Raw genomic sequence first — 24,416 nt, 5'->3', positions numbered from 1 at the left:
TCATCGAGCGCCCGGCTCGACCAGGTCCCTCCAGACCTCGTCGACCCGGGCGCTCAGCTGTTCCCGGGTGCCGGTGTTCTCGATGAGGACGTCCGCGGCGGCGTTGCGCTGCTCGCGGGACGCCTGCGCGGCGATGCGGGCGCGGGCGTCGGCCTCGCTCATGCCGCGGTCCCCCACCATGCGCGCGACCTGGAGCTCTTCGGGCGCGTCCACGACGATGACGACGTCGCACGCGGCCGCGGCACCCATCTCCACCAGGAGCGGGTTGTCGTGCACGACGATGCCGTCGGGACCCGCCTGCTGCTCCCGCTCGGCTGCGAGATCGCGGATGGCGGGGTGCGTGATCGCCTCGAGGTCCTTCAGGGCCGCCGGGTCGGCGAAGACCAGCGCGCCGAGCGCGGGCCGGTCGAGCGTGCCCTCGGGGGTGATGACGCCGGCGCCGAAGCGCTGGGCGATGAGGTCGAGCGCGGGGCTGCCCGGCGCGACGACCTCGCGGGCCAGCCGGTCGTAGTCGATGATCGTGGCGCCCAGCGCGGCCAGCCGCGCGCTGACCGTGCTCTTGCCCGAGGCGATGCCTCCGGTCAGGCCGACCCGACGTGTCATCGCGCGGGGCTCAGAGGGTGCCGGCGTTGCCGACGGTGGTCACGTGGACGTGGTCGTAGTGGTTCGCGGTGGCGCCACCACGGTCGCTCATGCCACGCCAGCCCTCGCCCCCACGCTGGACGGTCCAGATGCGCTGCTCGTAGATCAGGTAGTCCACGCCCAGCTGGGTGCGGTTGGCCTGCAGGAACGCGGCGATGTCCCAGCCGAGCTGGCCGCGGACCATGATGTCGAGCGAGTGGCCGGTGGCGTGCTCGCCACGGCCGGCCAGGCCGCCGTAGCTGGCGACCTCGGGGAAGCGCGCGCAGACGGCGCGGTAGACGCGCACGGTGTCGGGCTGCAGGCCCGACTCGACCGCGGAGCCACGGGCGCAGGCGGCCGTGGAGATCGTGCCCTCGGAGGGGCCGAGCTTGGGCTCCTCCTCGTCGACGAGCTCGGTGGAGACCCAGCGCGGGAGGTCGTTGTGGATGACCTGCGTCCAGTCGCCGCGGGTCTCGCCCGTGACCTGGAGGGTCTTGCCCTTCGCCACGGTGGCCAGCACCGGTGAGTCGTCGGAGGCGTCGGCACGGACCGGCACGGTCTTCTGCGCGTAGAGCGAGCCCTCGACCATCGCCTCGGCCTCGACGGCCGACGGGAGCGGCGGGCGCTCGGCGCTGCTGCGGCTGGCGCGCGCGGGAGCGGAGCCGCTGAGGGCCTCGGTGACGATGTCACCGTGGGCGACGGGGGTGGCGTCGGCGGCATCGGGAGACTCGGCCAGGCTCACCGTGGAGGTGCCGAGAGCCGCGACGGCGGCCACTCCGAGGGAGGCCACACCGGTCGCCAGGGCTCCGTGCTTGCGGGCACGGACGTACCAAGGGTCGCGGACGACGGGCTTGCGCCGGTGTCCGGGCTTGGGGGTCTGGGTCATCGAAACCAATGCGGGTCGGGGGAACGGCCGCCTGCCAGTCAACCATACTGAGCACGCAGATCCCAGAGGCTTCGACGATCCCCCGCGAGAGGAATGAGCGATGTCACACCAAACCGGCGAGCCCGTGGCGCTGCCCGCGGCCGACCTGCGCCGCCTGGCGGGCCGCTTCGCGGCGGGACTCGAGACGGCCGGCGTGCGGGGCGGGGACCGGGTCGTGGTGAGCCTGCCGAACAGCGTCGAGCTGCTGGCGGCGGTGTGGGCCTGCGTCGCCTCCGGGCGCATCCCCGTGCCCCTCGACCCACGGCTGACGCCCCACGAGCGCGAGCCGATCCTCGACGACGTCTCCCCCGCCCTCGTGCTGGACTCGCTCGTACGGTTCGCCGAGCTGCTCGAGCCCGAGCCCGTCGACCTCGACCCCGACCCGCGCTGCCGCCCGATGCACTTCACCTCGGGCACGACGGGGCGCCCGAAGGGCGTCTGGTCGGGCTTCTGGGACGTCACCGACGCCGAGCAGGCCGTCCTGGAGGAGCGGGACCTCTGGGGCTTTGCGGCCGAGGACGTCAACCTCGTGGTCTCGCCGCTCTACCACTCCGCTCCCCTGCGGTTCGCGCTCGGCACGGCGCTGGCCGGCGGCGACGTGGCCGTGCTGCCCACGTTCACCCCCGAGGGCTTCTGCGAGGCCGTCGCGCGGCTGCGGCCGACGACGATGTTCTGCGTCCCGGCGCACCTTCAACGGCTGCTGGCGCATCTGGAGGCCGGCGCCACGATCGACGTCTCGTCGTTCCGTCTCGTGGCGCACGCCGGCGCGCCCTGCCCCGACCCGATCCGCCGCGGCGCGCACGCGCTCTTCGGCACCGACGTGGTCTGGGAGTTCTACGGCTCCACCGAAGGACAGTTCACGGCGTGCTCGGCACCGGAGTGGGCCGAGCACCCGGGCACCGTAGGGCGCGCCCGGCCCGGCCGCACGATCACGGTGGACCACGAGGACGAGCTGTGGTGCGCCGTGCCGCCGTGGGGACGCTTCGCCTACTGGAACGACGAGGAGCGCACGGCGAACGCCTGGCGCGACACCGCCGGCGGTCCGGCGTTCACGGTGGGCGATCTCGGCCGCGTCGACGACGACGGCTACGTGTACCTCGACTCACGCCGCACCGACCTCATCATCAGCGGCGGGGTGAACGTCTACCCCGCCGAGGTGGAGGCCGCGCTGGTGGAGGTCCCCGGCGTCGTCGAGATCGCGGTCTTCGGTCGGCCCGACGAGCACTGGGGCCAGCGTGTCGTGGCAGCGCACGTCGGCGACGCCTCGGAGGACGCCCTGCGCGAGGCCGCCACCGAGCGCCTGGCCCCGCCGAAGCGGCCCAAGGAGTACGAGCGCGTCGAGGCGCTCCCCCGGACCGCCACCGGCAAGGTCAGGCGCACCGAGCTCTGAGCAGCCTCAGGCCGACTCGATGCACGTGAACGAGCGCCGGTACGCCTGGGGGCTGGTGCCGCGGACCGCGCCGAAGTGGTGGCGCAGCGTCGCGGCGTTGCCGAAGCCCACGCGGGTCGCGATCTGCTCGATCGAGAGCTCGGAGGTCTCGAGGAGCTCCTCGGCCATCGCCACCCGGCGACCCAGCAGCCACTGCCAGGGCGTCGTTCCCGTCTCGTCGCGGAACCGGCGGGCGAAGGTGCGCTCGGAGAGGTGCGCGCGCTGGGCCAGTGCGGCCACGGTGAGCGGCTCGGCGAGGTGCTGCTGGGCCCAGTCGAGCACGGGAGCGAGCGTCTCGGCCTCGATCGTGGGCATCGGCGCCCGCACGAACTGCGCCTGCCCGCCGTCGCGGTGCGGCGGCACCACGATCCGTCGGGCCGCCGTGGCCGCGACGCGGGAGCCGTACCACTGACGCATGAGATGCAGGTTGGCGTCGATGCCGCCGGCCGAGCCCGCGCCGGTGACGATCCCGTCCTGCTCGACGTAGAGCACGTCGGTGTCGACGACCGCCTCGGGGAACGTGGCCGCGAGCTCCGGACCGTAGCGCCAGTGCGTGGTGCAGCGACGGCCGTCCAGCAGCCCGGCGTGCCCAAGATGGAACGCGGCCGAGCACGAGGCCATGATCGTCGCCCCGCGCGCGTGCGCTGCTCGCAGCACCTCGCTGATGCGCGGGTCCTCGTCGCGGTAGTGACGCTGGGCCGCCACCGCCACGAGATCGGCGTCGTCGGCAGCCGACAGGTCGTGTCGCACGACGTAGTCGAATCCCGAGGTGCCGGTGACGATCCCTGGCACCGGGGTGCACGCGACGAACTCGAAGACCGGGTTGTCGTCGTCGGGGTGGTACGGCTCGGCCCAGACCTCGGCGAGCACGCCCATGCCGAAGGGCTCGGCGAGCTCGGGGACGATCATCGCGATCTTGGTCATGGGGACCTCCTGGCGGGTTTCCATCGCATGTGGCGGAATCTTGACGGGTCATGGCGTTCCTGCCACTGGTGGCAGGATATCACTGATAGCAGAATTAAAGCCATGATGATCCTCCTGCTCCTGCTGATGACCACGACGGCCGCCGCGCTCGCCGCCGGACTGTGGTCGACCATCAACCACGACGGACTCGGCGTCCGCCCCGGCCCGCGCAGCCACGCCCGCGACACCTTCGGTGCGTCGTATGACTCCTGACGACACCGACTCCGAGGACGACGAAGGCCCCCGACCAGCTGGTCGGGGGCCTTCGTCGTGCTCAGCGGGAGATCACTCGCCGCCGGTCAGCTTCTCACGCAGGGCCTGCAGCGCCTCGTCGGACGCCAGCGAGCCACCGGTCGACTCCTCCTGGGCGGGAGCGGACGTGTACTCGCCCACCTCGCCGGCCTCGAGGTTGGCCTTCTCGGCCTCGGCGACCTGCTTCTTGTGGGCCTCCCAGCGCTCGTGCGCCTCGGCGTACTGACGCTCCCACGTGGCGCGGGCCTCTTCGAAGCCCTCCTGCCACTCGCCGGTCTCCGGATCGAAGCCGTCGGGGTAGATGTAGTTGCCCTGCTCGTCGTAGGACGACGCCATGCCGTAGAGGGTCGGGTCGAAGCTGTCGGCCTCGGCGGCGACCTCGGTCTCGTTGGCCTGCTTCAGCGACAGCGAGATGCGACGACGCTCGAGGTCGATGTCGATGATCTTGACCATGACCTGGTCGCCGATCTGGACGACCTGCTCGGGGATCTCGACGTGACGCTCGGCGAGCTCGGAGATGTGCACCAGGCCCTCGATGCCCTCCTCGACGCGCACGAACGCACCGAACGGGACGAGCTTGGTGACCTTGCCCGGGACGATCTGACCGATCTGGTGGGTCCGGGCGAAGTGCTGCCACGGATCCTCCTGGGTCGCCTTGAGCGACAGCGACACGCGCTCGCGCTCCAGGTCGACCTCGAGCACCTCGACGGTGACCTCGTCGCCGACCTGAACGACCTCGTTCGGGTGGTCGATGTGCTTCCAGGACAGCTCGGAGACGTGCACCAGGCCGTCGACGCCGCCGAGATCGACGAAGGCGCCGAAGTTGACGATCGAGCTGATGACGCCCTTGCGGACCTGGCCCTTCTTGAGCTCGTTGAGGAAGTTCTGGCGCACGGCCGACTGCGTCTGCTCGAGCCACGCACGGCGCGACAGGACCACGTTGTTGCGGTTCTTGTCGAGCTCGATGATCTTCGCCTCGAGCTTCTGGCCGATGTACGGGTCGAGGTCGCGGACGCGACGCATCTCGACGAGCGACGCGGGCAGGAAGCCACGCAGGCCGATGTCCATGATCAGGCCGCCCTTGACGACCTCGATGACGGTGCCCTCGACGACGCCGTCCTCTTCCTTGATCTTCTCGATGTCGCCCCAGGCGCGCTCGTACTGGGCGCGCTTCTTGCTCAGGATCAGACGGCCTTCCTTGTCCTCCTTCTGGAGGACGAGGGCCTCGACCGAGTCGCCCACCTGGACGACCTCGTTCGGATCGACGTCGTGCTTGATGGACAGCTCACGCGAGGGAATGACGCCCTCGGTCTTGTAGCCGATGTCGAGCAGGACCTCGTCGCGGTCCACCTTGACGATGGTGCCGTCGACGATGTCGCCGTCGTTGAAGTACTTGATGGTCTGGTCGATCGCGGCGAGGAAGTCCTCTTCGCTGCCGATGTCGTTGACCGCAACCTGCGGGGCCGCAGAAGGAGTTGCGAGGCCGGAAGTCATGTAGTTGGGCTCCGAGTGGATGGAATTGAGTGTGGACAGGATGTGCACCGGATTCCGGGCATGCCGGAGCCAGCGCAACTGTCAGTCTACGTCACGCACGGGTGCCGCGTAAAACCGGCGGCTCAGCCGTCGGAACCGGCGAGCTGCTCGTCCATCCAGGCGGTGCGACCGGCGATCCAGTCCCGCAGCCGGGCGGTCTCGCGCAGCCAGCCCTCCCCCGGCTCCACGCCGGAGTCCGGGTCGCTCGCGAAGCGCAGGACGGTGGTCCACGTGCCGATCTCCTCCGGCGCGGCCCAGACCAGCTGACCGGCCCCGCCGTCGGCGACCGGGGTGAAGTTGGCCGTGGCGCTCTCGAGCAGTCGGGCGGACTCCTCGTCGACGTGCGTGGCGAGAGTCGCCAGCTGCGGCGCGGCCTCGCGCCAGCGGGCGCGGACCTGCTCGACGAACCAGGGATCGGTGAGCAGGCGGTTGTAGTAGTGACCACCCGGCTCGGCCCACAGCTGCGACGGCAGCAGCGCCTGGCGCCAGCCGTCGTCGGGGAACTGCGGGTGGAAGTGCCGGCCGATCCACCAGCCCGAGGGCAGGTGGGAGTCGCCGGCGTAGCCGAGCTCGTACAGCCCCTGCGAGACGTCGTAGTCCCACGGCGGGCCCATCGCGAGCGTGCCGTCGGCCCGCATCACGAGGTACACGCTGTTGCGGAAGCCCGCGTCGAGGTTCTTGGTCAGCTCGTTGACGAGGTACAGGGAGACGAACGAGTCCACGTCGATGCGCTCGCGGTAGCCGTTCTCGGGGAAGGACTCGTCGTAGAGGAGGTCCTCGACCTCCTGGAACGCCTGCCGCACGCGGGCCGGATGGTTCGTGTCGCCGTCCTTGAGGAAGACGCGCAGCCCGCGGTCCGTGCGGAACTCGGGATCGTCGTCGTCGTTCGTGTCGGCCTCGAGCAGGGTGTCGCCGTCGCCGAGCTCGACGCGCCCGTCCTGCGTCTCGATGCCCTCGCCGAACTGGTAGACGCCGCAAGGGGCGCCGTTGATGCGCAGCTCGACCGACTCGAGGTGGGGCGCCCACGGGACGGCGAGCATCCGCGCCGCGCGCATCGCGACGTCGTTGCGCAGCAGCGAGCGGTCGAAGTGGTTGGCCAGCAGCACCCAGTCCCGACTCTCCGGCAGGCCGAGCAGCGAGGCCTTCGCGTCGAGCTTGACCTTGTACGGTCGCTTGCGCTCGATCGACGCGGTGGAGTTGCCCCGCACGCGCAGTCCGGCCGCCACCGTCGTGAATCGGCCGTCGCGCCGGTCGTGGAACGTCAGCCGCCCCTTCACGTAGTCGGTCTTCGTGGTGATGATCTGCGTGCAGGCGTCGGGGCCACGCGGCCCGGGGACCTCGACGGCCAGCGACGTCACGCGCGGCGGGGTCGTGGGGGTGGGCTCGGTCGTGGGCTCGGTGGTCGGCTGCTCCAGCGGCTCGTCCGGGGTCGGGTCCGGCGACGAGGTAGGCGGGGCCGGCACGACCTGTGCGGCGCCCGAAACCTGGGGCGCGCCCTTCCAGCGTCCGGCGACCACCCGGAACGCGCGTCCCGTCAGGTCGCGCTGGGTGCCCACGACGCCGAAGTCCACCCGTCCGGCGGCGTTGCCGGGACGCCCTGCGACGACGGTGCGCCAGGTCGAGCCGTCACGGCGTTGCAGGCTGACCTTGCGGCCGGTGCGCGCGGGCGTGACACGCGCGGCGACGCGGACCTGTCCCCCGGTGACCCGCACGGTCGTGTCCGCTGCGGGACGCACCGTGCGGACCGTCACCGTCCTCGTGGAGAGCGCGCGGTGGCGCTTCCCGCGCACGGTCGTCGCCGGGAGGACGGCGCGGTAGTCGACCCGGGCGCGCGTGGTGGCGGTGGTCGTCCGCAGGACGCCCCTCGCATCGGTTGTCGCGCGCAAGCTGCGCCACGAGGAGCCGGCGCGGTACTTCAGGACGACGGGGCGCCGCACCCGGGTCCCCGACGCCACCACCACGGAGAAGCGCTCGCCCGGCATCACCGACGTGCGCGAGACCTTGACCGTCGCCCGGGGTGCGGCCTCGGCCGGGGTCGCCACGACGAGTCCCGTCACCATCACGAGACCACTCACGCCACAGGCGAGAGCACGCAGGGCCCACCTCACGAGAGTTTCCCCGATTCAGTCCGAGATCAAGAACGAGCGCAGCGCCCGTCCGTACGACTCGACGTCGGCCGCGGCCATCACCTCGCGCGCGGAGTGCATCGCGAGCTGCGGCGCACCGACGTCGATCGTCAGGATACCCGTCCTGGCAGCACTGATCGGACCGATCGTGGAGCCGCACGGCAGGTCGGCGCGGTGCACGTATCGCTGCAGCGGCACGCCCGCGGCCGTGCACGCCGCGGCGAAGATCCCGGCGCCGACGCCGTCGGTGGCGTACCGGAGGTTCTGGTTGACCTTCAGCACCGGACCACCGCCGAGCGTGATGCGGTGCAGCGGCTCGTGCTTGTCGGCCTGGTTGGGGTGCGTCGCGTGGGCCATGTCGCCCGAGACGCAGACCGACGCCGCGACCGAGCGGAAGACGTCGTCGCGCTCGCCGCCGGCGGCGAGCACGATCCGCTCGAGGACCGAGGACAGCAGGGGCGAGTCGGCGCCGCGCTCGGAGGTGCTGCCGACCTCCTCGTGGTCGAACAGCACCATGACGTGGCGCGCTGTGGGGTCGCCGGCCTCGACCGCTCCCAGCAGCGCGTCGAGGGCCGCCGAGCACGTGGCCTGGTTGTCCAGTCGCGGGGCGGCGACGAGCTCGCCGTCGGGCCCCGTGCGACCCGAGGCGCGCAGATCGAAGGTCATGAGGTCGAAGCCCGTGACGGCCGTGCCGTCGAACCCGGCGCGCTCCCCCACCACCTCGAGGAACGGACGGCGGGTCAGGCCCGCGAGCGCGTCGAGGTGGCGCTGGCGGTCGAGCTTCGAGCCGTCGCGGTCGAGGTGGATGGCCAGCCGCGGCACGCGCAGCAGCGGCTCGTCGACCCGGATGGTGCGGGTGGTGCCGTCGCTGAGCGCGATGCGGCCGGCGATGCCGAGGTCGAGGTCGAGCCACGACTCCAGCAGCGGGCCGCCGTACGGCTCGAGCGCCACCGTGGCCTGACCGTCGCGCCAGCCGTCGTGGTGCTGCTTGAGCCGCAGGTTCGGGCTGTCGGTGTGGGCGCCGACGATGCGGAAGCCGGCATGGGCGGGCGCCTCCGGACCGGTCGACCACGCGACGAGCGTGCCGCCCGAGACGATGAAGTGGCGTCCCGCCGCGGTGGGCCAGGCGTCGCGCGGGTCCACCGCGGTGAACCCGGCCTCGGTCAGCCGCGCGGCCGCCGTCTCGCAGGCGTGGAACGGCGTCGGCGAGGCGTCGATGAAGGAGATCAGGCGGTCGGCAGCGTGCATGGCGCCACCCTAGCGACGGTTGCGGAAGTCCTCGATCGTCGCCTTGAGGCCGATCTCGGCCGTGGTCGAGGGCGACCAGCCGAGCAGCTCGCCCGCGAGGGTGATGTCGGGACGGCGGATCTGCGGGTCGTCGACGGGACGCGGCACGTGCACGATCTGCGACGAGGACTCGGCCAGGTCGCGGATCCACGTGGCGAGGTCGAGCATCGAGATCTCCTCGGGGTTGCCGAGGTTGACCGGGCCCGTGGCGCTGGACTGCATCATCGCGACGAGCCCGCCGACGAGGTCGTCGACGTAGCAGATCGAGCGGGTCTGGTGGCCGTCTCCGGCGACGGTGATCTCGCGGCCGGTGAGCGCCTGGTGGACGAAGTTCGGGATGGCGCGGCCGTCCTCGACGCGCATGCGCGGGCCGAACGTGTTGAAGATGCGCACGATCTTGGTGTCGACGCCGAACTCGCGGCGGTACGCCGCCGTCATCGCCTCGCCGAAGCGCTTGGCCTCGTCGTAGACCGAGCGGGGACCGACGGGGTTCACGTGGCCGAGGTAGGTCTCGGGCTGCGGGTGGACCTGCGGGTCGCCGTAGACCTCGGAGGTCGAGGCCAGCAGGTAGCGGGCGCCGTGCGCGTGGGCGAGGTCGAGCGTGTTCTTCACGCCCATCGAGCCCGTCATCAGCGTGTGGATCGGAAGGCGGTGGTAGTCGACCGGCGAGGCCGGCGAGGCGAGGTTGTACACCTGGTCGAACGGACCCTCGATCGCGTCGACCGCGGCCGCGTCGGCGATGTCAGCGTCGACGATCGTGACCTGGTGCGCGACGGCGGCGAGGTTCTCACGTCGGCCCGTGCTGAAGTCGTCGACCACGACGACCTCGTGTCCCGCATCGACGAGCCGCTCCACGAGGTGCGATCCGACGAAACCGGCGCCGCCGGCAATCAACGCGCGCATTCGTGCTTCCCTTCGCCTGAGTCCGCCAGCTTTCTACTGGCGAGTAGGACTCATCTCACAGGGTACCTCGGAGTTCGCCCGGTTCGGCAGCTTCGCGCCCATCTCGTCGCAACAGCAACAGCAGGTTCCACGAGAGGACCTCTCGGACGACGGGGACGCGCACCAGGAACGAGGCCCAGCGCGGCAGGTAGCGCGGCCGCGCGGACACGACCCGCACGCCCGGCGCCCGGTGCGCCCATCGCATCCCCCACGCGACCGAGAGCTTGAAGAGCGTCTCTCCGACGCGGTTCTTGGGCGGGTGGCCGTGACGGCGGGTGTACCGGTCGATCGCGCGCCGGCCGCCGAGCCAGTGCCACGGCGACGTCTCGTGGCCGCCCCACGGCGACCACCAGTTCGTGTAGGAGAGGAACACCAGCCCGCCGGGCTTGGCGATGCGCACCAGCTCGCGGGCGACGACCTCGGGGTCGCGGACGTGCTCGAGCAGGTTGGAGGAGAACACCAGGTCGGCCGAGCCGTCGGCGAACGGCAGGGCCGCGGCGTCGGCCGCCACTCCCCCGTCGGCGAGCGCCGGGACGTCGGGGTCGAGGTCGACCGCGACGTAGCGGGCGCCGCGGCGACGGAACTCCTCGGCGAACTCGAGCGGGCCAGCGCCGACGTCGACGACGAGCCGCCCCTGCAGCGACATCTCGTGCTCGACGAGGTCGGCCGAGTCGCGCGCGAGCGCACCGTAGAAGAGGTGTGGCTCGGTCTGCTCGACCAGGAAGGACCGGAAGAGATGGACCGAGCGGCCGATGCCCTCGCCCCTCATCGGACGGGCCTCGTGGCCGTCACGACGAGCGTGGGCCGCCAGCGCGGGCGCACGATCCGCAGCACGAGGGCGACCGGCGCGAGCGCCATCGCGAGCAGGCGGGTGGCGCGCGACGCCAGCACCCCCGCGGGGCGGTCGGCAGGGCGGAGGCGCCGCACGAGGCTGGCGCCCTCCATCGTCAGGTTGTCCGTCAGCGACCGCGACACGCGCACGTCGGCGAAGCCGGCCGCGTCGAGCAGCCGCGTGATCGAGTCGGCCGAGAAGAAGCGCACGTGCGTGGGGTCCTCCAGCAGCCACCAGGCGTCGGAGAAGGCGCGCAGGGAGGCGCTGTCGGCCGCCGGCGTCAGGAAGAGCACGCGGCCCCCCGGGCTCAGCAGCCGGTGCGCGGCGCGGGCCAGGGCGTGCACGTCCTGCACGTGCTCGACGACGTGGACGCCGTAGACGAGGTCGGCCGGCTCGGCGGTCTCGGGGACCTCCTCGATCCCGCACGCGTGCAGCTCGGCGCGCGCGCGGACCTGCGGGTCGACGTCGACGTGCAGCTGGTCGGGATCGCAGCCCGCCACGGGGTGGCCGTCGTCGAGGTAGCCGCGCAGCATGGCGCCGCCGCCGTAGCCGATCTCGAAGACGCGGGCCCCGTGACGCAACGGAGCGGCCCGCCGCAGCGTGCGCGACGTGAGGGCGAGCCGCACCCGGTCGAGGCCGGGGTCGCCGCCGTAGGCGACGTCGCGCGGATGCGCCGGAGCGGCCTTGGGATCGCGCTCGATGTGAGAGCATTTCGGACAGGTCGCGAGCACCGAGACGCCGTCCCGCAGGGTCACGGGCGTCGTCGGTGTGGAGCACACCTCACAGGACATCGGACACCTCACCCCTCGCACGGACAGGAGAGCACGCTATCAGCGGATTGCGCATCGCCATCCTCAGTTGGCGTGACCTCGAGCACCCCGAGGCCGGAGGCGCGGAGGTGTTCGCCGAGCGGACCGCCGCGACCATGGCAGAGCGCGGTCACGACGTCGTCCTGTTCGCCTCCTCCTTCCCCGGCGGGACGCCCCACGCCGAGCGACACGGCTTCCGCCTCGCCCGGGCCGGCGGCCGCTTCACCGTCTACCCGCGGGGCCTGTGGCACGTGTGGCGCCGCCGCCGCAGCTACGACATCGTCCTCGACGTCCAGAACGGCGTGCCCTTCTGGACGCCCCTCGTCTTCGCCAAGCCGCTGCTGGCCGTCGTGCACCACGTGCACCGCGAGCAGTGGTTCACCTTCTTCCCGCGCCCGATCTCCTCGATCGGCTGGTTCCTCGAGTCGCGCGTCGCGCCCTTCGTGTACCGCCGTCAGCAGTACGTCACGGTGTCCGAGGCCTCGCGGCGCGAGTTGGCGGCCGTGGGCGTCGACCCCGCGCGCGTCTCGGTGGTCTACAGCGGCAACGAGGCCCCCGACCACGTGCTGGAGCAGGAGCCCGAGCCCGAGCGGGGCACGCGACTGGCCTGCCTGGGCCGCCTCGTGCCGCACAAGCGCGTCGAGCTCGCGATCGACACCGTCGCGGCGCTGAAGGACGAGTTCGACGACATCGCGCTGGACGTCATCGGCGGCGGTGACTGGATGGACTCCCTCGTGGAGCACGCGCGCCGCGCCGGCGTCAGCGACCGCGTCGTCTTCCACGGCCACGTGAGCGACGACGAGAAGCACGCCCTGCTCGCCGGGGCGGCTGCGCTGGCGATGCCCTCCATCAAGGAGGGCTGGGGCCTGACCATCCTCGAGGCCGGATACCACGCGGTGCCGACGGTGGCGTTCCGCTACGCCGGCGGCACGCAGGAGTCGGTCCAGGACGGCCACACGGGCCTGCTCGTCGACACCGACGACGAGTTCATCGCCGGGCTGCGCCGGCTGCTGGCCGACCCCGACGAGCGGGCCAAGCTCGGCGCCGCCGCACGCGAGTTCGCCCTGCGCTTCGACTGGGACCGCACGGGCCACGAGCTGACCGACCTGGTCGAGCGCGTCGCGCGCTCCTGAGACTCCTCACCGCACACGACGAAGGGCCGCCGTCCCCCGGAGGGGACGGCGGCCCTTGCGGTACCGGTGACCGTCAGGCGGTCGCGTAGGCGTCGTCGTTCACGTCGGCGTCGCGGTTGCCGCGGAACCGGACCGCGAGCGCGATGCCGACCACGATGAACAGGATGCCGAGGCCGCCGATGGCCAGCGGCAGCCAGGTGCGGACGGCCTTGAGGACGCCGACCTTGGAGCCGTAGTCGTCGATCGTGGCCTGGACCGTCTCGGGGGTGGACGCCGAGACGGTGTCCATCGCGACGACGTCCTCGGCGCCGGGCTCGTCCAGCTTCAGCCACTGCTTCTGGGCCTCCTGGATCTTCACCATGACGCCGGTCTCGGGCTCGACCCAGATGGTGCGCTCGTTGGCGTACGTGCGGGTGGCCTCGACGGCGTTGGTGTCCTCCAGGCCGAAGATGCCGCGCGGGACCTCGCGGACGCCGAACTCGGTCTCGGGGACCGAGCCGAAGAAGCGGTAGGTGTCGATCGAGCCGTCGGTGCCCTCGACCTTCTCGGTGCCCTCGTACTCCATCGTCATGGGCGCCTTGATCGTCGCGTCCCAGTACTCGTAGCTCTTCTTCTGCGTGTTGAACGGGAACTTGATGATCTGGCCCTCGAACTCGATGGGCTCGCCGTTCTGCGAGCTGCCCGACCACGGGACGGCCTCGCCGGTGAAGCGATCGATCGCGAACGTCTGCTCGAGGAAGTCGATCGGCGGAGCCTGGTCGTTGTTGTCGGTGCTCTGGCCCTTGGTGAAGACGCCGATGTCGGCGCCGTCGTTCTCGTCGGAGGCCTCCGACGCGAGGTCGGGATCGCCGATGACGGTCGCGACGGTGGAGATCGGGCCCGAGCCGGGGGCCACGTTGTCGGCGTCGAAGAAGTTGGCGTTGTCGTCACCGAGGACCTGCTGGGTGTTCTGGTCCTTGGGGACCACGGCCAGGCGGTCGTAGGCGTACACCTTCATCGCGACGCCCAGCGTCAGAAGGAACGCTCCGAGCGTCAGGAACGCCACCGCGCCACGAGAAAACTTCCGCACAAGTGCCTCCGGTCTAAGGGTGCTGCAAACAGTATTTGTGAGTTACCTCTCGCGAGAGCGTAGCACCACGAATCCGTCTTGTTGCGGATCCCTACTGATGAGTACATCCGCGATGCGAGCACTGCCCACGCCCGCGGGTCCCGCGTCCAGCCAGGCGACCCCCGCGGCGTGCGCCGCGGCCTCGTCGCTGGGCTGGTCGCCGACCATCACGACGCGTTCGGGGCGGGCCCACGGCGCCCGCGCCAGGGCCCGCAGCAGCATCCCCGGCAGCGGTTTGCGACAGTCGCAGGTGCCCGTCTGGTGGGGGCAGACCTCGATCCCGTCGAGCCGTCCGCCCGCCCGCGCGAGACGCTGGACGAGGGCCGTGTGGACGTCGACGAGCTGCTGCTCGGAGAGCAGCCCGGTGGCGATCCCCCGCTGGTTCGTGACGAGCACCGTGCGCACGCCGGCGCGGGTCAACTGCCCCACCGCACGGGCGGCGCCGGGGCGCAGCCGCAGCTCTGCAGGCGATGCGATGTAGCCCGGCCGGTGCACGTTGAGGGTGCCGTCGCGGTCGAGCAGCACGAGGTCCCACGGGACGTCGCGGTCCGGCGGCGGGATCTCGCCGGTGTCGCGTCCGAGCAGCGCCTCGGCGGTCCACATGGTCAGGACGTCGGCTGCGACAGCACGTCGACCGCCTCGCACCAGGCGTGCGCCCACAGCATGTGGACCTCCTGGATGCGCGGCGTGAAGTCCGAGGGCACGTGCAGCACGTGGTCGGCGCGGCCCGGCAGGTCGCCACCACCCTCACCGGTCAGCGCGACGGTGGCGATGCCGCGCTCGCGGGCCGCGTCGAGCGCGCGCAGGATGCTCTCGCTGCGCCCGCTCGTGGACATCGCGATCAGCAGGTCGCCCGGACGACCCATGGACTGGACGCCCCGCACGAACACGTCGTCGAAGCCGTAGTCGTTGCCGACGGCCGTGATCGAGGTGAGCGAGTCCGCGAGGCACACCGCGGGCAGCGGCGCGCGATCGAGGATGCACTTGCCGACGAACTCGGCCGCGACGTGGCTGGCGATCGCGGCGCTGCCGCCGTTGCCGGCCACCAGGATCGTGCCGCCGGCCCGGAGCGTCTCGACGACGGCCCGGCCCGCGGCGTCGACGGCCTCGACGAGCGCGGGCTCCTCGAGGGCGCGCGCCAAGGTGGCCCAGGCGTCGATGCCCAGCGTCTGGCGCTGCGCGACGACCTGCGCGACCGCGTCGTCCGAGACGCGGTGCAGCTGGTGCTCGATCGTCAACTCTGTCCCCTCCACGTGACCAGTCCTTCCCTCGAGAACGTGAACTCCGAGACCGCCAGCCCCATGCGGGTCAGCTCCTCCGCCACGACGTGGCGCCGCTCGAACTCACAGATGAAGACCAGGTGGCCGCCGCCGCCGGCGCCGGTGACCTTGCCGCCGAGCGCACCGAGCGTGAGGGCCTTCTCGATCGCCTGGTCGATGAGCGGCGTGGCGATGCGGTCGGACATCTTGCGCTTCTCGTCCCATGCGCGACCCAGCAGACGGCCCAGCGTGTCGACCTCGCCGCGCACGAGCGCGAGCTTCATCTCCTCGGCGAGCACCTTCTGGGCGCGCAGGCCCTCGAGGGCCTCCTCCTCGCCTCGCTCGTACCGCGACACCTGGTCGTCGATGATGTGGTCGCTGACGCGGGTGTTGCCGGTGTAGGCCAGCAGCATGTTGTGCTCGAGCTCGTGGATCGTCGAGTCGCGGATGCGCAGCGGGTTGACGACGACCTTGTCGGTGAACTCGATGTAGTTGAAGCCGCCGAACGCCGCGGCGTACTGGTCCTGGGCACCGCCGGGGATCTGCAGGTCCTCGCGCTCGAGCCGGTAGGCCAGCTCGGCCACCTCGTACTCGGTGAGGTCGACGCCGAGGTGCTGGGCGACGACGCCGATCACGGCGACCATCACCGCGCTCGAGGAGCCCAGGCCGGACCCGGGCGGGGCGTTCGTGTGGATGAAGAGGTCGAAGCCCGTGGCCTGGACGGCGCCGGGGTACTGGCGCAGCCGCGCGATCGTGGCCTTGGGCAGGTCGAGCTGGCCGTCGAGCTCGAGGTCGTCGTCGACGTTGAAGCCCACCGAGTAGCCGTAGTCGAGCGACTTGATGGTGACCTGTCCGTCGGTGCGCGGGCGCAAGGTGCAGTAGGAGTAGGCCGAGATCGTGGCCGACAGGACCGCGCCGCCCTCACGCTCGGGGAACGGCGCCACGTCGGTGCCGCCACCGGCGAACGAGATGCGCAGCGGAGCACGGGCACGCAGCACCGGGCGGCGGACGTCGACCGCGGAGGGATCGGCTGACACCTGGTGGGACTGCTGTGTCATCCGTACTAGCCTCCAGACGTGACGCGTCGCACTGCCGGGCGCAGTGCGACGTCAACCTACCTGATGTACGACCATCCCGGAGGGCCCATGGGTCACCTGCGTCTCGTCGACGGCCTGCGTGCCGTCGCGGCGGGTCTCGTGCTGGTCTCGCACGTCGCGTTCTGGACCGGAGCGGCGAACATCGACCTCGTCGGAGGGCTCGTCGCACGCGGCGACGCGGGCGTCGCGGTGTTCTTCGCGATCTCCGCGTTCCTGCTGCTGCGGCCCGCCATCGCACGGGGGCTCGACGGCGTGGCGGGCGAGCCGGGCTCCCTCTCGCGGTACGCCGTGCGCCGCGCCGCGCGCATCCTGCCGGCCTACTGGCTGGCCCTCGCCGGCGTGCTCGCCGCAGCCGTGTGGGTCGTCGGGTCCGGCAGCGGCGGCGCCGGGAAGGTCGCCGCGCACGTCCTGGTGCTGCAGGGGTACACGGGCGAGTACTACCAGTCCTTCACGCAGACCTGGAGCCTCACGACCGAGGTGACGTTCTACGTCCTCGTGCCGCTGCTCGGGGCGGTGCTCACCCGCGGGCTCTGGCGGCGCGGCTCGCGCGGCGTGGGCACGCTCGTCGGCCTCACCCTGGCGGTCGGCGGGGTCGGCCTCGTCGCGCAGGCCGTGGCCACCGCGTGGACGCGCGCGGGCTCCGACGGCGGCGCGGGGGTGCTGGCGACCAGCGTGCTTGGCCACCTGGCGTGGTTCGGGGCGGGCACCGTCGTGGCGCTGCTGGCCGAGGGCCACCGCCGCGGAGTCGGCCCCCTCGCCACGCGCCCCGGCGTGCTCGCCGTCTGGAGGTCGCGGCCCACGCTCGTCCTGCTCGCCGTCGTCACCTACGTGCTGGCGTCCTCGCCGATCGCCGGTCCGCGCGACCTGGCTGCCCCGACCGTCGGTCAGGCCGTGGTCAAGGAGGCGCTCTACGCGCTGTTCGCGTTCCTGCTGCTGGCGGCGTGCGTGCAGGAGCCCCGCCCCGGCACCCCCGCCGCCCAGGTCGCCCGCTGGGGCGTCACGCGCTGGCTCGGCAACATCTCCTACGGCGTGTTCCTGTGGCACCTGGTCGTGCTGCAGGTGCTGTTCGAGGTCACGGGCGCCACCCTCTTCGCCACCGGATTCTGGTGGGTGCTCTACGCGGCGGTCGGCTTCAGCGTGGCGCTGGCGTCGCTGTCGTGGCTGCTGGTCGAGCGGCCGATCCTGACGCTGGCCCGGGATCGAACAGCCCGCGACCGAGCAGCGCGAGCGTGAGCAGACCCGTCAGCTGACCCAGCACGGTGCCGGCCGAGGTCCGGTCGACGACGCCCAGAGCGGCCATGGCCACGGCGCCGAGCCCCATCGAGACGATCGCGGCCGGCACGACGAACCGGCGCGGCAGCAGCCATGCGACCACCACGAGGGCCAGCCCCGCGGGTCCGCCGCAGAGCAGACCGACGACCCCGGAGACCACCCAGCCGAGCCGGCGATCGGGCTCGTCCGCGGGCGCCGGCCAGGTGTCGTCGGGCAGCCGTCGGCGCCGCGTCGCGACGAGTGCCCCGAGCAGCAGCAGGAGCGCCACGGGCGCGGTGGCCAGACCCCAGCGGTGCGCCGTGGACGGGGCGAAGTCGATCACCACGTCGCCGGAGACGGCCGCGGGGACGCGGAAGCCCTGCCGCCAGCCGTCGATCGTCACGGGCTCGAGCTCGTCGCCGTCGGCCGTGGTGGCGCGCCATCCCGCGTTCGCGCCCTGGGTCAGGGCGATGACGGCGTCGTCTCCCCCGCTCAGCGAGGCGACGATGCGTCCCGGACTCTGCTCCTCTGCACGCACCGGACGGCCCACCCCCGCCGCGGAGTCGACCGTGCCGAGCAGGATCCTCTCGACCTGGAGCGCCGGCGGCAGCTCGGGACGGACCTCGACGACGCCGCGACCGACCGAGACCTCGTCCTCCCCGCACGCCGGGAGGGTGAACGGGTCGCCGCTCACCAGGCGCGAGCGGGCGATCTCGCCGCCGACACGGACGGTCGAGCCGCCGACCGTCACGGCCGAGCACGGCACGCGGACGGGCGTGGGTTCGCCGATCGCCTCGAAGTCGAGGTCGGGCACGGCCCAGGCGCCCTCCCCCGGCGTGCGCACGACGGTGAGGGTGACGCGGTCGCCCCTGCCCTCCACGACGCCACCCGTCGGAGGCAGCACGGTCACGCGTCCGCCGACCGTGGCGCGGATCGACGCGATGCCCACCCCGTCCGTGGTGATCCGACCGAGCGGGGTCTCCTCGGGCAGCGTGACCTCGACGGTGGCGGCGTCGCGCCCGTCCGGGACCTGCCACGACGTGGTCGGGTCGCGGTCGAACGCCGCGCCGGGTCGCGAGGCGATGTCGTCGGGGTCGGCACGGTCCTCGGAGGCGAACGTCGCCGGGGCGTCGAGCAGCGACTCCAGCTGGGACCCCGGGCGGGCGCGGGCGGTGACCTCGACCGGCACGCGCGCCTCGGCGGATGACCGGAAGGCCCAGCGCGGCGCCGCGGCGTCCTCCTCCAGCGGGCTCAGCAGGACGCCGGTGCGACGCGGATCGATCTCGCCGGGCAGGAGCAGGCGCGAGCCCCACTCGTGCTCCGAGCTGGTGACCTCGGCGATGCCCCGCACCACGGGTCGCGGCGCCTCGGGCAGGAGGACCTCGAGTCGGGTGAACTCCTCGGCGCCGAAGTCGGCGGTCCAGTCCGAGCCGGCGTCGACGTCCTCGGCGCGCGAGCTGCCGTCGGCGCGCACCGCTCGCAGCGTGAGGGGGTCCGTGGCGGGCGTCGACTCGGCAGGCGCCACCGTGACCTCCCCCAGCGGCGAGGACTCGTCGAGCGTGAGCGCCAGGCGTCCTTCGGTGGTTTCGTCGGTCAGCCACGCGGTGCCCGGATCACCGTCCAGGGCGGCCGCGGGTCCGGAGGCCGTGCCCGACCACGTGGCGGCGAACGGGTCGGCGCCCGAGCTGGACGCCTCGACCGAGGCCAGACCGAGCCACTCGCGCACGGGCTGGGTGGTGCGGTCGCCCGCGGGCGGGAGGTCGCGCGACCCGATCGGGACGGGGCCGTCGTCGTCGACGTCGAGGGTCGGCCCGAAGGCGAGCTGGGCGGGGCGGCCACTGTTGAACTGCCGCCAGCGGGGCGTGTCGGTGACCACGTCGGCGTCCTCGGCCGCCGGCGAGACCGAGGTCCACGCCCACGGCGACAGGCCGATCGCGGTGAGGTCGTGCAGCGCCTCGGGACCCCCGGCGACGACGACCTCGCCGTCGGCCGGCATCGACTCGACGACCGGAGTGGGGCCGGAGCCGACCGTCCACACCGAGAGGTCCCCGAAGCGCTGGTGCTCGGCGAATCCCGGGGAGCGGGCGAGCGTGCGCTCGACCCGGTCGGCCGGCAACGCCTGTACGAGTGACAGCACCCCGTGCCGGACGACGACGCGCGCCACGCCCATCCGCTCGAGCAGGTCCGCGAGTCCGGGCTGGGCCACGCCCGACGCGGCCGCCGCGTCGATCCGGTCGAGCAGCCGGGTCGCGCCCGGGTGTCCCAGCGGCGCGGCGGGTCGCGTGACGATCGGCGACTCGGCCAGCGCGACGAGTGGCTCGTCCGAGGTCTTGCCCCACGTGAACTCCGCCGTGCGCGCGGCGGGCAGCACGAGCGTGGAGCCACCGTCCTGCGCGTGCAGGGCGTCGAGGTCGGCCGCGGCCTCGCGCCACGTCGCCGGGATCTCGTCGTAGCTGTTGGCGTCCCCACCGCGGCCCGACCACCAGGCCATGGGCGACAGCAGGGCCGCCACGAGCACCACCACGGTGGCCGCCCGCGGCAGCCGTCGCACGCGACCGAGGCCGTGCGCGACCAGCACCGCCGCGCCGAGGGCGAGCGGCAGCCGGACCAGCGGGTCGGCCTTGTGCACGTTGCGCAGCGCTGCGCCCGGCCCGTCGAGGAAGTCGCGGACGAGCCCGGACACCGGCGATCCGACGATCCCGGCGTGTCCCACCGCCATGAGCACGGTGCCGAGCAGGGCCGAGCCGACGAGGAACCGCGAGACGTCGCGGCGCTCGCGGTCGCGACCGAGGACGACGAGTCCCGCGACTCCGGCGCCGGCGACGACCATGCCCGCGACGATCGCCACGAGTCCCTGCGCCTGGACCCAGCCGGACTGCCACACGGGGTGGGACTCCGCGTCGAGGATGTAGGCGATCCAGTGGTCGGCGCCGCGCAGCACGTGGGGCACCGAGGTCACGGCCGTGGTGATCCGGGCGGTCTCGATGTAGTCCAGGAACGGGTAGCCGTAGCGGCCGAGCACGAGCAAGGGCACGACCCACCACGCGGCGCCGCCGAGCACCCCGGCGGACCACGCGAGGACGGCTCGCCCGCGCCGAGCGGCCCTCGGGGCGGTGAGCAGCACCACCAGCGGCAGGAGCAGCACGACGGCGGACGCGGTGGCGTTGACGCCACCGAGGGCGAAGGTGAGCAGTCCCGTGACCGCGGCGGCCCGGACGAGGGCAGCACGGTCGGTGGAGGGCCGGACCATCGTCCACGCGCTCAGCACGAGCCACGGCGCGACGGCGCCCGGCCAGGCCTCGACCGAGATCTCGGGCAGGACGGTGACCACGCGCGGGGCGATCGCGTAGAGGGCGCCGGCGAGCAGGGCGAGGTCGGGCCGCAGGCGCAGCAGGCGGCGGGCGACGAGGTAGGTGCCGGTGAAGCCGACGACCAGGATCAGGCTCCACCAGAGGCGCTGGGCGGCCCAGCCGGGAAGGCCGATCGCGTCGGCCAGACCCATGAACGGGCCGAGGGGGAAGAGGTAGCCGTAGGCCTGGTTCTGCAGCTCACCGAGGCCGGCGTGCGAGTTCCACGCGTACAGCGCCCGCGCGAGGTAGTCCCACGGGGCGACCGTGAGGTCGAGCTTGGTGTCGGGCTGCGTGCGCCCGGGTGCGACGACCCACGGAAGAATCGCCACCAGCAAGGTGCTGGCGGCGATTCTGACCCGTTGCGCGACGTCGGGCGTCGCTGAGGGTTCGTCGATGGTGGGGTGTGTCACCCCGGTTCGATCAGGACTCGTCGTACGCGATGACGGACGAGTGCGTCTGATCCTGCTTGACCGCGGTCTGGCTCGCGACGATGCCGAGGACCGCGAGAATTCCAAGGATGATCCCGGCAGCGCTGCCGCCGATGGTCCAGACCGCGTTCTCGCTCATGTGCCCCTGTTTTCCGTAGTCGAGGAATACTTATCGGTAACCCTAGCAGCCCGCCGGCGGCTTGTCCCGCAGACGACACACGCGTGATACGGCGCCTCAGGAGTGCTCGCGCGGCCTCCGGACGACCGCACGGGCGGCTCCGCCCGCGGCCAGGAGCAGGCCGAGGCCGCCCAGCGCGAGACCGAGGTGGTCGATCGGCTCGGCCTCCGGCACGGGGGCGAGCCCCTCGTCGCCGAGGTCCCACCACTCGAGGGACTCCGTGCGGACGCGCAGGTCGGCGTCGGCCAGCTGCAGGGCCGTGAGGGTGGGTCCGGGCTGGTCGGGCTGGATGAGCACGTGGCGCACGCCGACGGCGCGCAGTGCCGCGAGGACGTCGCCGCCCGGTGCGCCGAGGGCGCGTGTGACGTCCGCCGCGCGGGGGTCCTCCCCCGCCACGACGCCGTCGCGCAGCGGCAGCGCGTCGTTGACCCGGACGTCGCGCTGGAGCAGGCGCGGCCACGGGTCGAGCAGGACGCGGTCGTCGTTCCATCCGTACCGGCGGTACTGCGTCCACGGCAGCACGGCGACGGCTCCGGGCTCGGCCCGCTCCAGCCGCTCGGCGACGAACGTGAAGTCCACGGGGTAGTCGACCGAGCCCCAGCGGCCGCCGGCGCCCCAGGCGAGCCCCGGCAGCGTGACGACGGTGACGAGGCCGGTGGCGGCGGCCAGTCCCCCGGCGATCCAGCGTCCGGCACCGCGCCGGGACGCCGTGGCGGCGAGACGGGCGGCGCACAGGCCCACCGCCAGCGACACCGCGACCATCCACAGTGCGGCGAACTTCTGCCCGTCGCGGACGAGTCCGCCACCGGAGACCTGGAGGACGAGGAAGGAGACGAGCTCCCGGCCTCCGGGCAGGCCGGCCGCGACGCCCGCGACCAGGCCGAGAAGGCCGGCGACGGCGGCGCCGAGATATTCGGGGCGCGACCGGACCCGTGCGTCGGACCACGCGATCACGACTGCCGCGAGGACGCCGACCAGCGCGACGCCCGACAGCAGCAGGCTCTGCCGCTCGGCGAACCAGCTGGCCTCGTTCCAGATGCCACCCCCGGTCAGCACCGAGCCGACCATGCCCCAGGGGGTGTCGCCGCGGGCGGCGAAGGCCTCGACGCCCGCGGAGTCCGCCGACGAGGAGGCGTCGGAGCGCAGGAACGGGAACCACCACGAGGCCGCGACCAGCACCGAGACGAGCATCGCCCAGCCCCACGCCCGCCAGGCCCGCGGCCACCGCGACCCGGCCAGCAGCACGGCGGTGGCCATGACGACGGCGAGCACGGCGCCGGTGGAGCCGGAGAGCCCGGCCAGCGCCATCACCACGCCGAGCGACCCCCCGGCGGACTCGCCCCGGCGGACGCGACCCGCGGTGCGGACGACCCAGAACAGCGCGGCGTAGCCGAGCAGGTAGCCCCAGTGGCCGATCGCGAGCCGCTCGGCGATCCACGGGTTCCAGCAGGCGACGAGCGCACCGGCCACCGCGGCGCGGCGCCCCGGCAGCAGCGCACCCGCACCCGCGCCGGCCGCCACGAACACCGTGACGAGCAGCAGCTTCTGGACCAGCCAGCCGGGCAGGACGGTGGACAGGACGGCCACGACGAGGTCGTTCGGGACGGCGCGCGGCACGGCTCCGTCGACGCCGAGGGTGCGCTCCCCGAACCCGAGGTCGGGGACGAACACCATGTCGTAGCCGAGCTGGAAGCCCGGCGCCAGCGTGGGGCCGAGGATCACCACGGCGGCCAGCAGGCCGACCAGACCGCCGACGGCGGTGGGCGTGGTCGCGCGCCTCATCAACGCGCCCCGTGCAGACGTTCCATCTCGGCGAACGCCTCGCCCATGCGACGGCACTGCGTCAGCAGGTCGTGGTGCTCGACGACCCACGCGCGGTTGGCCTCGCCCTGCCGGCGGCGACGCTCGGCGTCGGACAGCCAGCCGACCAACGACGCCGCGAGGGCCTCGACCTGGTCGGACCCCTCGACGTCGAGCAGGTCATTGCCCGGTGCGATCGCCTCGTGGTTGCTGCCGCAGCGCGTCGTGACCACGGGGAGACCGCACGCCTGGGCCTCGACGTAGGCGAGGCCGAACTGCTCCTCCCACTTCCACGTGGGCCGCGGCGCCGTGGTGAAGACCGTGGCGCTGCGCAGCAGGTCGCCGACGCCGTCGGCGTCGAGGCCGCCCATCAGCGTGACGCCGCCGTCGGGGTCGTCCGCCGCGGCCCGCACGAGGCCCTCGAGCGGCCCGCGGCCCGCGACGACGAGCTCGGCCTCGGGGATCTCGCGGCGCACGAGGCGCATGGCCTCGAGGATGCGGTCGATCCCCTTGTTCTCGGCCAACGGGCTGACGAACGCCACCCGCGGGCGGTCGGCGATGTCGTGGGCCGGCGTGAAGATCTCGGTGTCCACGCCCGGCTTCACGACGCGGATGACCGCGTCGTCGAAGCGGTTCTCCAGCAGGTGGTCGCGCGCGGCGTCGACCATGCACAGCAGCAGCTCGGCTCCGCGGCACGACTCGAGCGCCTGGCGGTAGGGCGGCACGCGGTAGAGCGGCTGGCGCGCGAGATTCTCCCACGTCACGACCGCCTGGAGCGGACGCCGTCCGGTGCCGCGCCGTCGCCACCGCGACGCCTGGCCGGTGACGAGCGAGCACAGCTCGAGCGAGGCGACCCAGTCGAACTCGGCCGGGTCCTGGTCGCGGAGCTCGTTGACCCACGCGAACGCGCCGGCCTCGATGAAGCGCTTGATCGGGCGGCGGTAGGTGCTGGGCACCCACGTCAGGTCACCCACCGGCTCGTCGCGCGCCAGGGCGGTGACGTGCGTGTCGCCCAGGAGCGACATGTAGAAGAGCTCGCGACGCGGCCGCTGGTCGGGCAGGGACACCCACAACAGTTCGCGCGTCACCCGTC

21 protein-coding genes are annotated in these 24,416 nt (G+C 72.8%); 4 read left to right on the top strand and 17 right to left on the bottom strand.

What is annotated here, in order from left to right; translation table 11 throughout:
• On the bottom strand, positions 1-603 hold the full coding sequence (gene coaE, locus O3S82_RS07080) for a dephospho-CoA kinase (RefSeq protein ID WP_269306603.1): 603 nt from the start codon (positions 601-603) through the stop codon (positions 1-3).
• Between the two features lie 10 nt (positions 604-613).
• On the bottom strand, positions 614-1,507 hold the full coding sequence (locus tag O3S82_RS07075) for an SH3 domain-containing protein (RefSeq protein WP_179424926.1): 894 nt from the start codon (positions 1,505-1,507) through the stop codon (positions 614-616).
• 100 nt (positions 1,508-1,607) lie between these two features.
• On the opposite strand from O3S82_RS07075, the gene O3S82_RS07070 reads away from it, so the two are divergent.
• Entirely contained in the window at positions 1,608-2,936 is a 1,329-nt protein-coding gene (locus tag O3S82_RS07070) for a class I adenylate-forming enzyme family protein (RefSeq protein ID WP_269306601.1), read from the top strand.
• 6 nt (positions 2,937-2,942) lie between these two features.
• Here the strand turns inward: O3S82_RS07070 and O3S82_RS07065 are convergent, their stop codons facing one another.
• Entirely contained in the window at positions 2,943-3,899 is a 957-nt protein-coding gene (locus O3S82_RS07065; protein ID WP_269306599.1) for a helix-turn-helix domain-containing protein, read from the bottom strand.
• Between the two features lie 102 nt (positions 3,900-4,001).
• Between O3S82_RS07065 and O3S82_RS07060 the strand changes: the two genes are divergently transcribed.
• A complete protein-coding gene (locus O3S82_RS07060; protein ID WP_179424932.1) occupies positions 4,002-4,151 on the top strand; it encodes a hypothetical protein in 150 nt (49 codons plus the stop codon).
• A 72-nt stretch (positions 4,152-4,223) separates the two neighbouring features.
• On the opposite strand, the gene rpsA is transcribed toward O3S82_RS07060, so the two are convergent.
• The 6 genes from rpsA to O3S82_RS07030 form a co-directional block, all read right to left on the bottom strand.
• Complete coding sequence (gene rpsA, locus O3S82_RS07055; protein ID WP_179424933.1) at positions 4,224-5,684, bottom strand: 30S ribosomal protein S1; 1,461 nt, start codon at positions 5,682-5,684, stop codon at positions 4,224-4,226.
• 122 nt (positions 5,685-5,806) lie between these two features.
• On the bottom strand, positions 5,807-7,783 hold the full coding sequence (locus O3S82_RS07050) for a CotH kinase family protein (protein ID WP_269306596.1): 1,977 nt from the start codon (positions 7,781-7,783) through the stop codon (positions 5,807-5,809).
• A gap of 63 nt (positions 7,784-7,846) precedes the next feature.
• A complete protein-coding gene (locus O3S82_RS07045; protein WP_269306594.1) occupies positions 7,847-9,097 on the bottom strand; it encodes a M18 family aminopeptidase in 1,251 nt (416 codons plus the stop codon).
• 9 nt (positions 9,098-9,106) lie between these two features.
• The gene (locus O3S82_RS07040) at positions 9,107-10,039 is read right to left on the bottom strand and encodes an NAD-dependent epimerase/dehydratase family protein (RefSeq protein ID WP_179424945.1); all 933 of its coding nucleotides are present in this window, start codon (positions 10,037-10,039) and stop codon (positions 9,107-9,109) included.
• Positions 10,040-10,094: 55 nt separating this feature from the next.
• Complete coding sequence (locus tag O3S82_RS07035; RefSeq protein WP_218845782.1) at positions 10,095-10,847, bottom strand: class I SAM-dependent methyltransferase; 753 nt, start codon at positions 10,845-10,847, stop codon at positions 10,095-10,097.
• Positions 10,844-11,665: a class I SAM-dependent methyltransferase gene (locus O3S82_RS07030; RefSeq protein WP_269306592.1), complete on the bottom strand. Its 822-nt coding sequence runs from the start codon at positions 11,663-11,665 to the stop codon at positions 10,844-10,846. Before O3S82_RS07030 ends, O3S82_RS07035 begins: the two co-directional genes overlap by 4 nt.
• 83 nt (positions 11,666-11,748) lie before the next feature.
• Here O3S82_RS07030 and O3S82_RS07025 point away from each other — a divergent pair, with 83 nt between their 5' ends.
• The gene (locus tag O3S82_RS07025; protein ID WP_179424947.1) at positions 11,749-12,852 is read left to right on the top strand and encodes a glycosyltransferase family 4 protein; all 1,104 of its coding nucleotides are present in this window, start codon (positions 11,749-11,751) and stop codon (positions 12,850-12,852) included.
• A 73-nt stretch (positions 12,853-12,925) separates the two neighbouring features.
• Here the strand turns inward: O3S82_RS07025 and O3S82_RS07020 are convergent, their stop codons facing one another.
• From O3S82_RS07020 to O3S82_RS07005, 4 genes are all read right to left on the bottom strand, one after another.
• Positions 12,926-13,897 (bottom strand): DUF3068 domain-containing protein, encoded by a 972-nt coding sequence (locus O3S82_RS07020; protein WP_179424949.1) that lies wholly within the window; start codon positions 13,895-13,897, stop codon positions 12,926-12,928.
• A 66-nt stretch (positions 13,898-13,963) separates the two neighbouring features.
• A complete protein-coding gene (locus tag O3S82_RS07015) occupies positions 13,964-14,563 on the bottom strand; it encodes a D-glycero-alpha-D-manno-heptose-1,7-bisphosphate 7-phosphatase (protein WP_269306590.1) in 600 nt (199 codons plus the stop codon).
• Between the two features lie 2 nt (positions 14,564-14,565).
• A complete protein-coding gene (locus tag O3S82_RS07010) occupies positions 14,566-15,213 on the bottom strand; it encodes a D-sedoheptulose-7-phosphate isomerase (protein WP_179424953.1) in 648 nt (215 codons plus the stop codon).
• Positions 15,195-16,277, bottom strand: a complete 1,083-nt coding sequence (locus O3S82_RS07005) for a GHMP family kinase ATP-binding protein (protein WP_269306588.1) — start codon at positions 16,275-16,277, stop codon at positions 15,195-15,197. The genes O3S82_RS07010 and O3S82_RS07005 overlap by 19 nt, the downstream gene beginning before the upstream one ends.
• 18 nt (positions 16,278-16,295) lie before the next feature.
• On the opposite strand from O3S82_RS07005, the gene O3S82_RS07000 reads away from it, so the two are divergent.
• Positions 16,296-17,549, top strand: a complete 1,254-nt coding sequence (locus tag O3S82_RS07000) for an acyltransferase family protein (RefSeq protein ID WP_269306587.1) — start codon at positions 16,296-16,298, stop codon at positions 17,547-17,549.
• Here O3S82_RS07000 and O3S82_RS06995 read toward each other — a convergent pair.
• From O3S82_RS06995 to O3S82_RS06980, 4 genes are all read right to left on the bottom strand, one after another.
• A complete protein-coding gene (locus O3S82_RS06995; protein ID WP_269306585.1) occupies positions 17,449-21,246 on the bottom strand; it encodes an alpha-(1->3)-arabinofuranosyltransferase domain-containing protein in 3,798 nt (1,265 codons plus the stop codon). The two genes, O3S82_RS07000 and O3S82_RS06995, sit on opposite strands and share 101 nt — an antisense overlap.
• A 91-nt stretch (positions 21,247-21,337) precedes the next feature.
• On the bottom strand, positions 21,338-21,484 hold the full coding sequence (locus O3S82_RS06990) for a hypothetical protein (protein ID WP_153302813.1): 147 nt from the start codon (positions 21,482-21,484) through the stop codon (positions 21,338-21,340).
• 96 nt (positions 21,485-21,580) lie between these two features.
• Positions 21,581-23,305, bottom strand: a complete 1,725-nt coding sequence (locus tag O3S82_RS06985) for a hypothetical protein (RefSeq protein ID WP_269306582.1) — start codon at positions 23,303-23,305, stop codon at positions 21,581-21,583.
• Positions 23,305-24,411, bottom strand: a complete 1,107-nt coding sequence (locus tag O3S82_RS06980) for a glycosyltransferase family 4 protein (protein WP_269306579.1) — start codon at positions 24,409-24,411, stop codon at positions 23,305-23,307. Before O3S82_RS06980 ends, O3S82_RS06985 begins: the two co-directional genes overlap by 1 nt.
• Positions 24,412-24,416 lie beyond the last annotated feature (5 nt).

Origin of the sequence: Aeromicrobium sp. HA, assembly GCF_027171405.1 — a bacterium.
GTDB lineage: Bacteria > Actinomycetota > Actinomycetes > Propionibacteriales > Nocardioidaceae > Aeromicrobium > Aeromicrobium tamlense.
The sequence above is the reverse complement of the archived record's forward strand: the minus strand, read 5'-3'. Positions and strand labels throughout refer to the sequence as shown.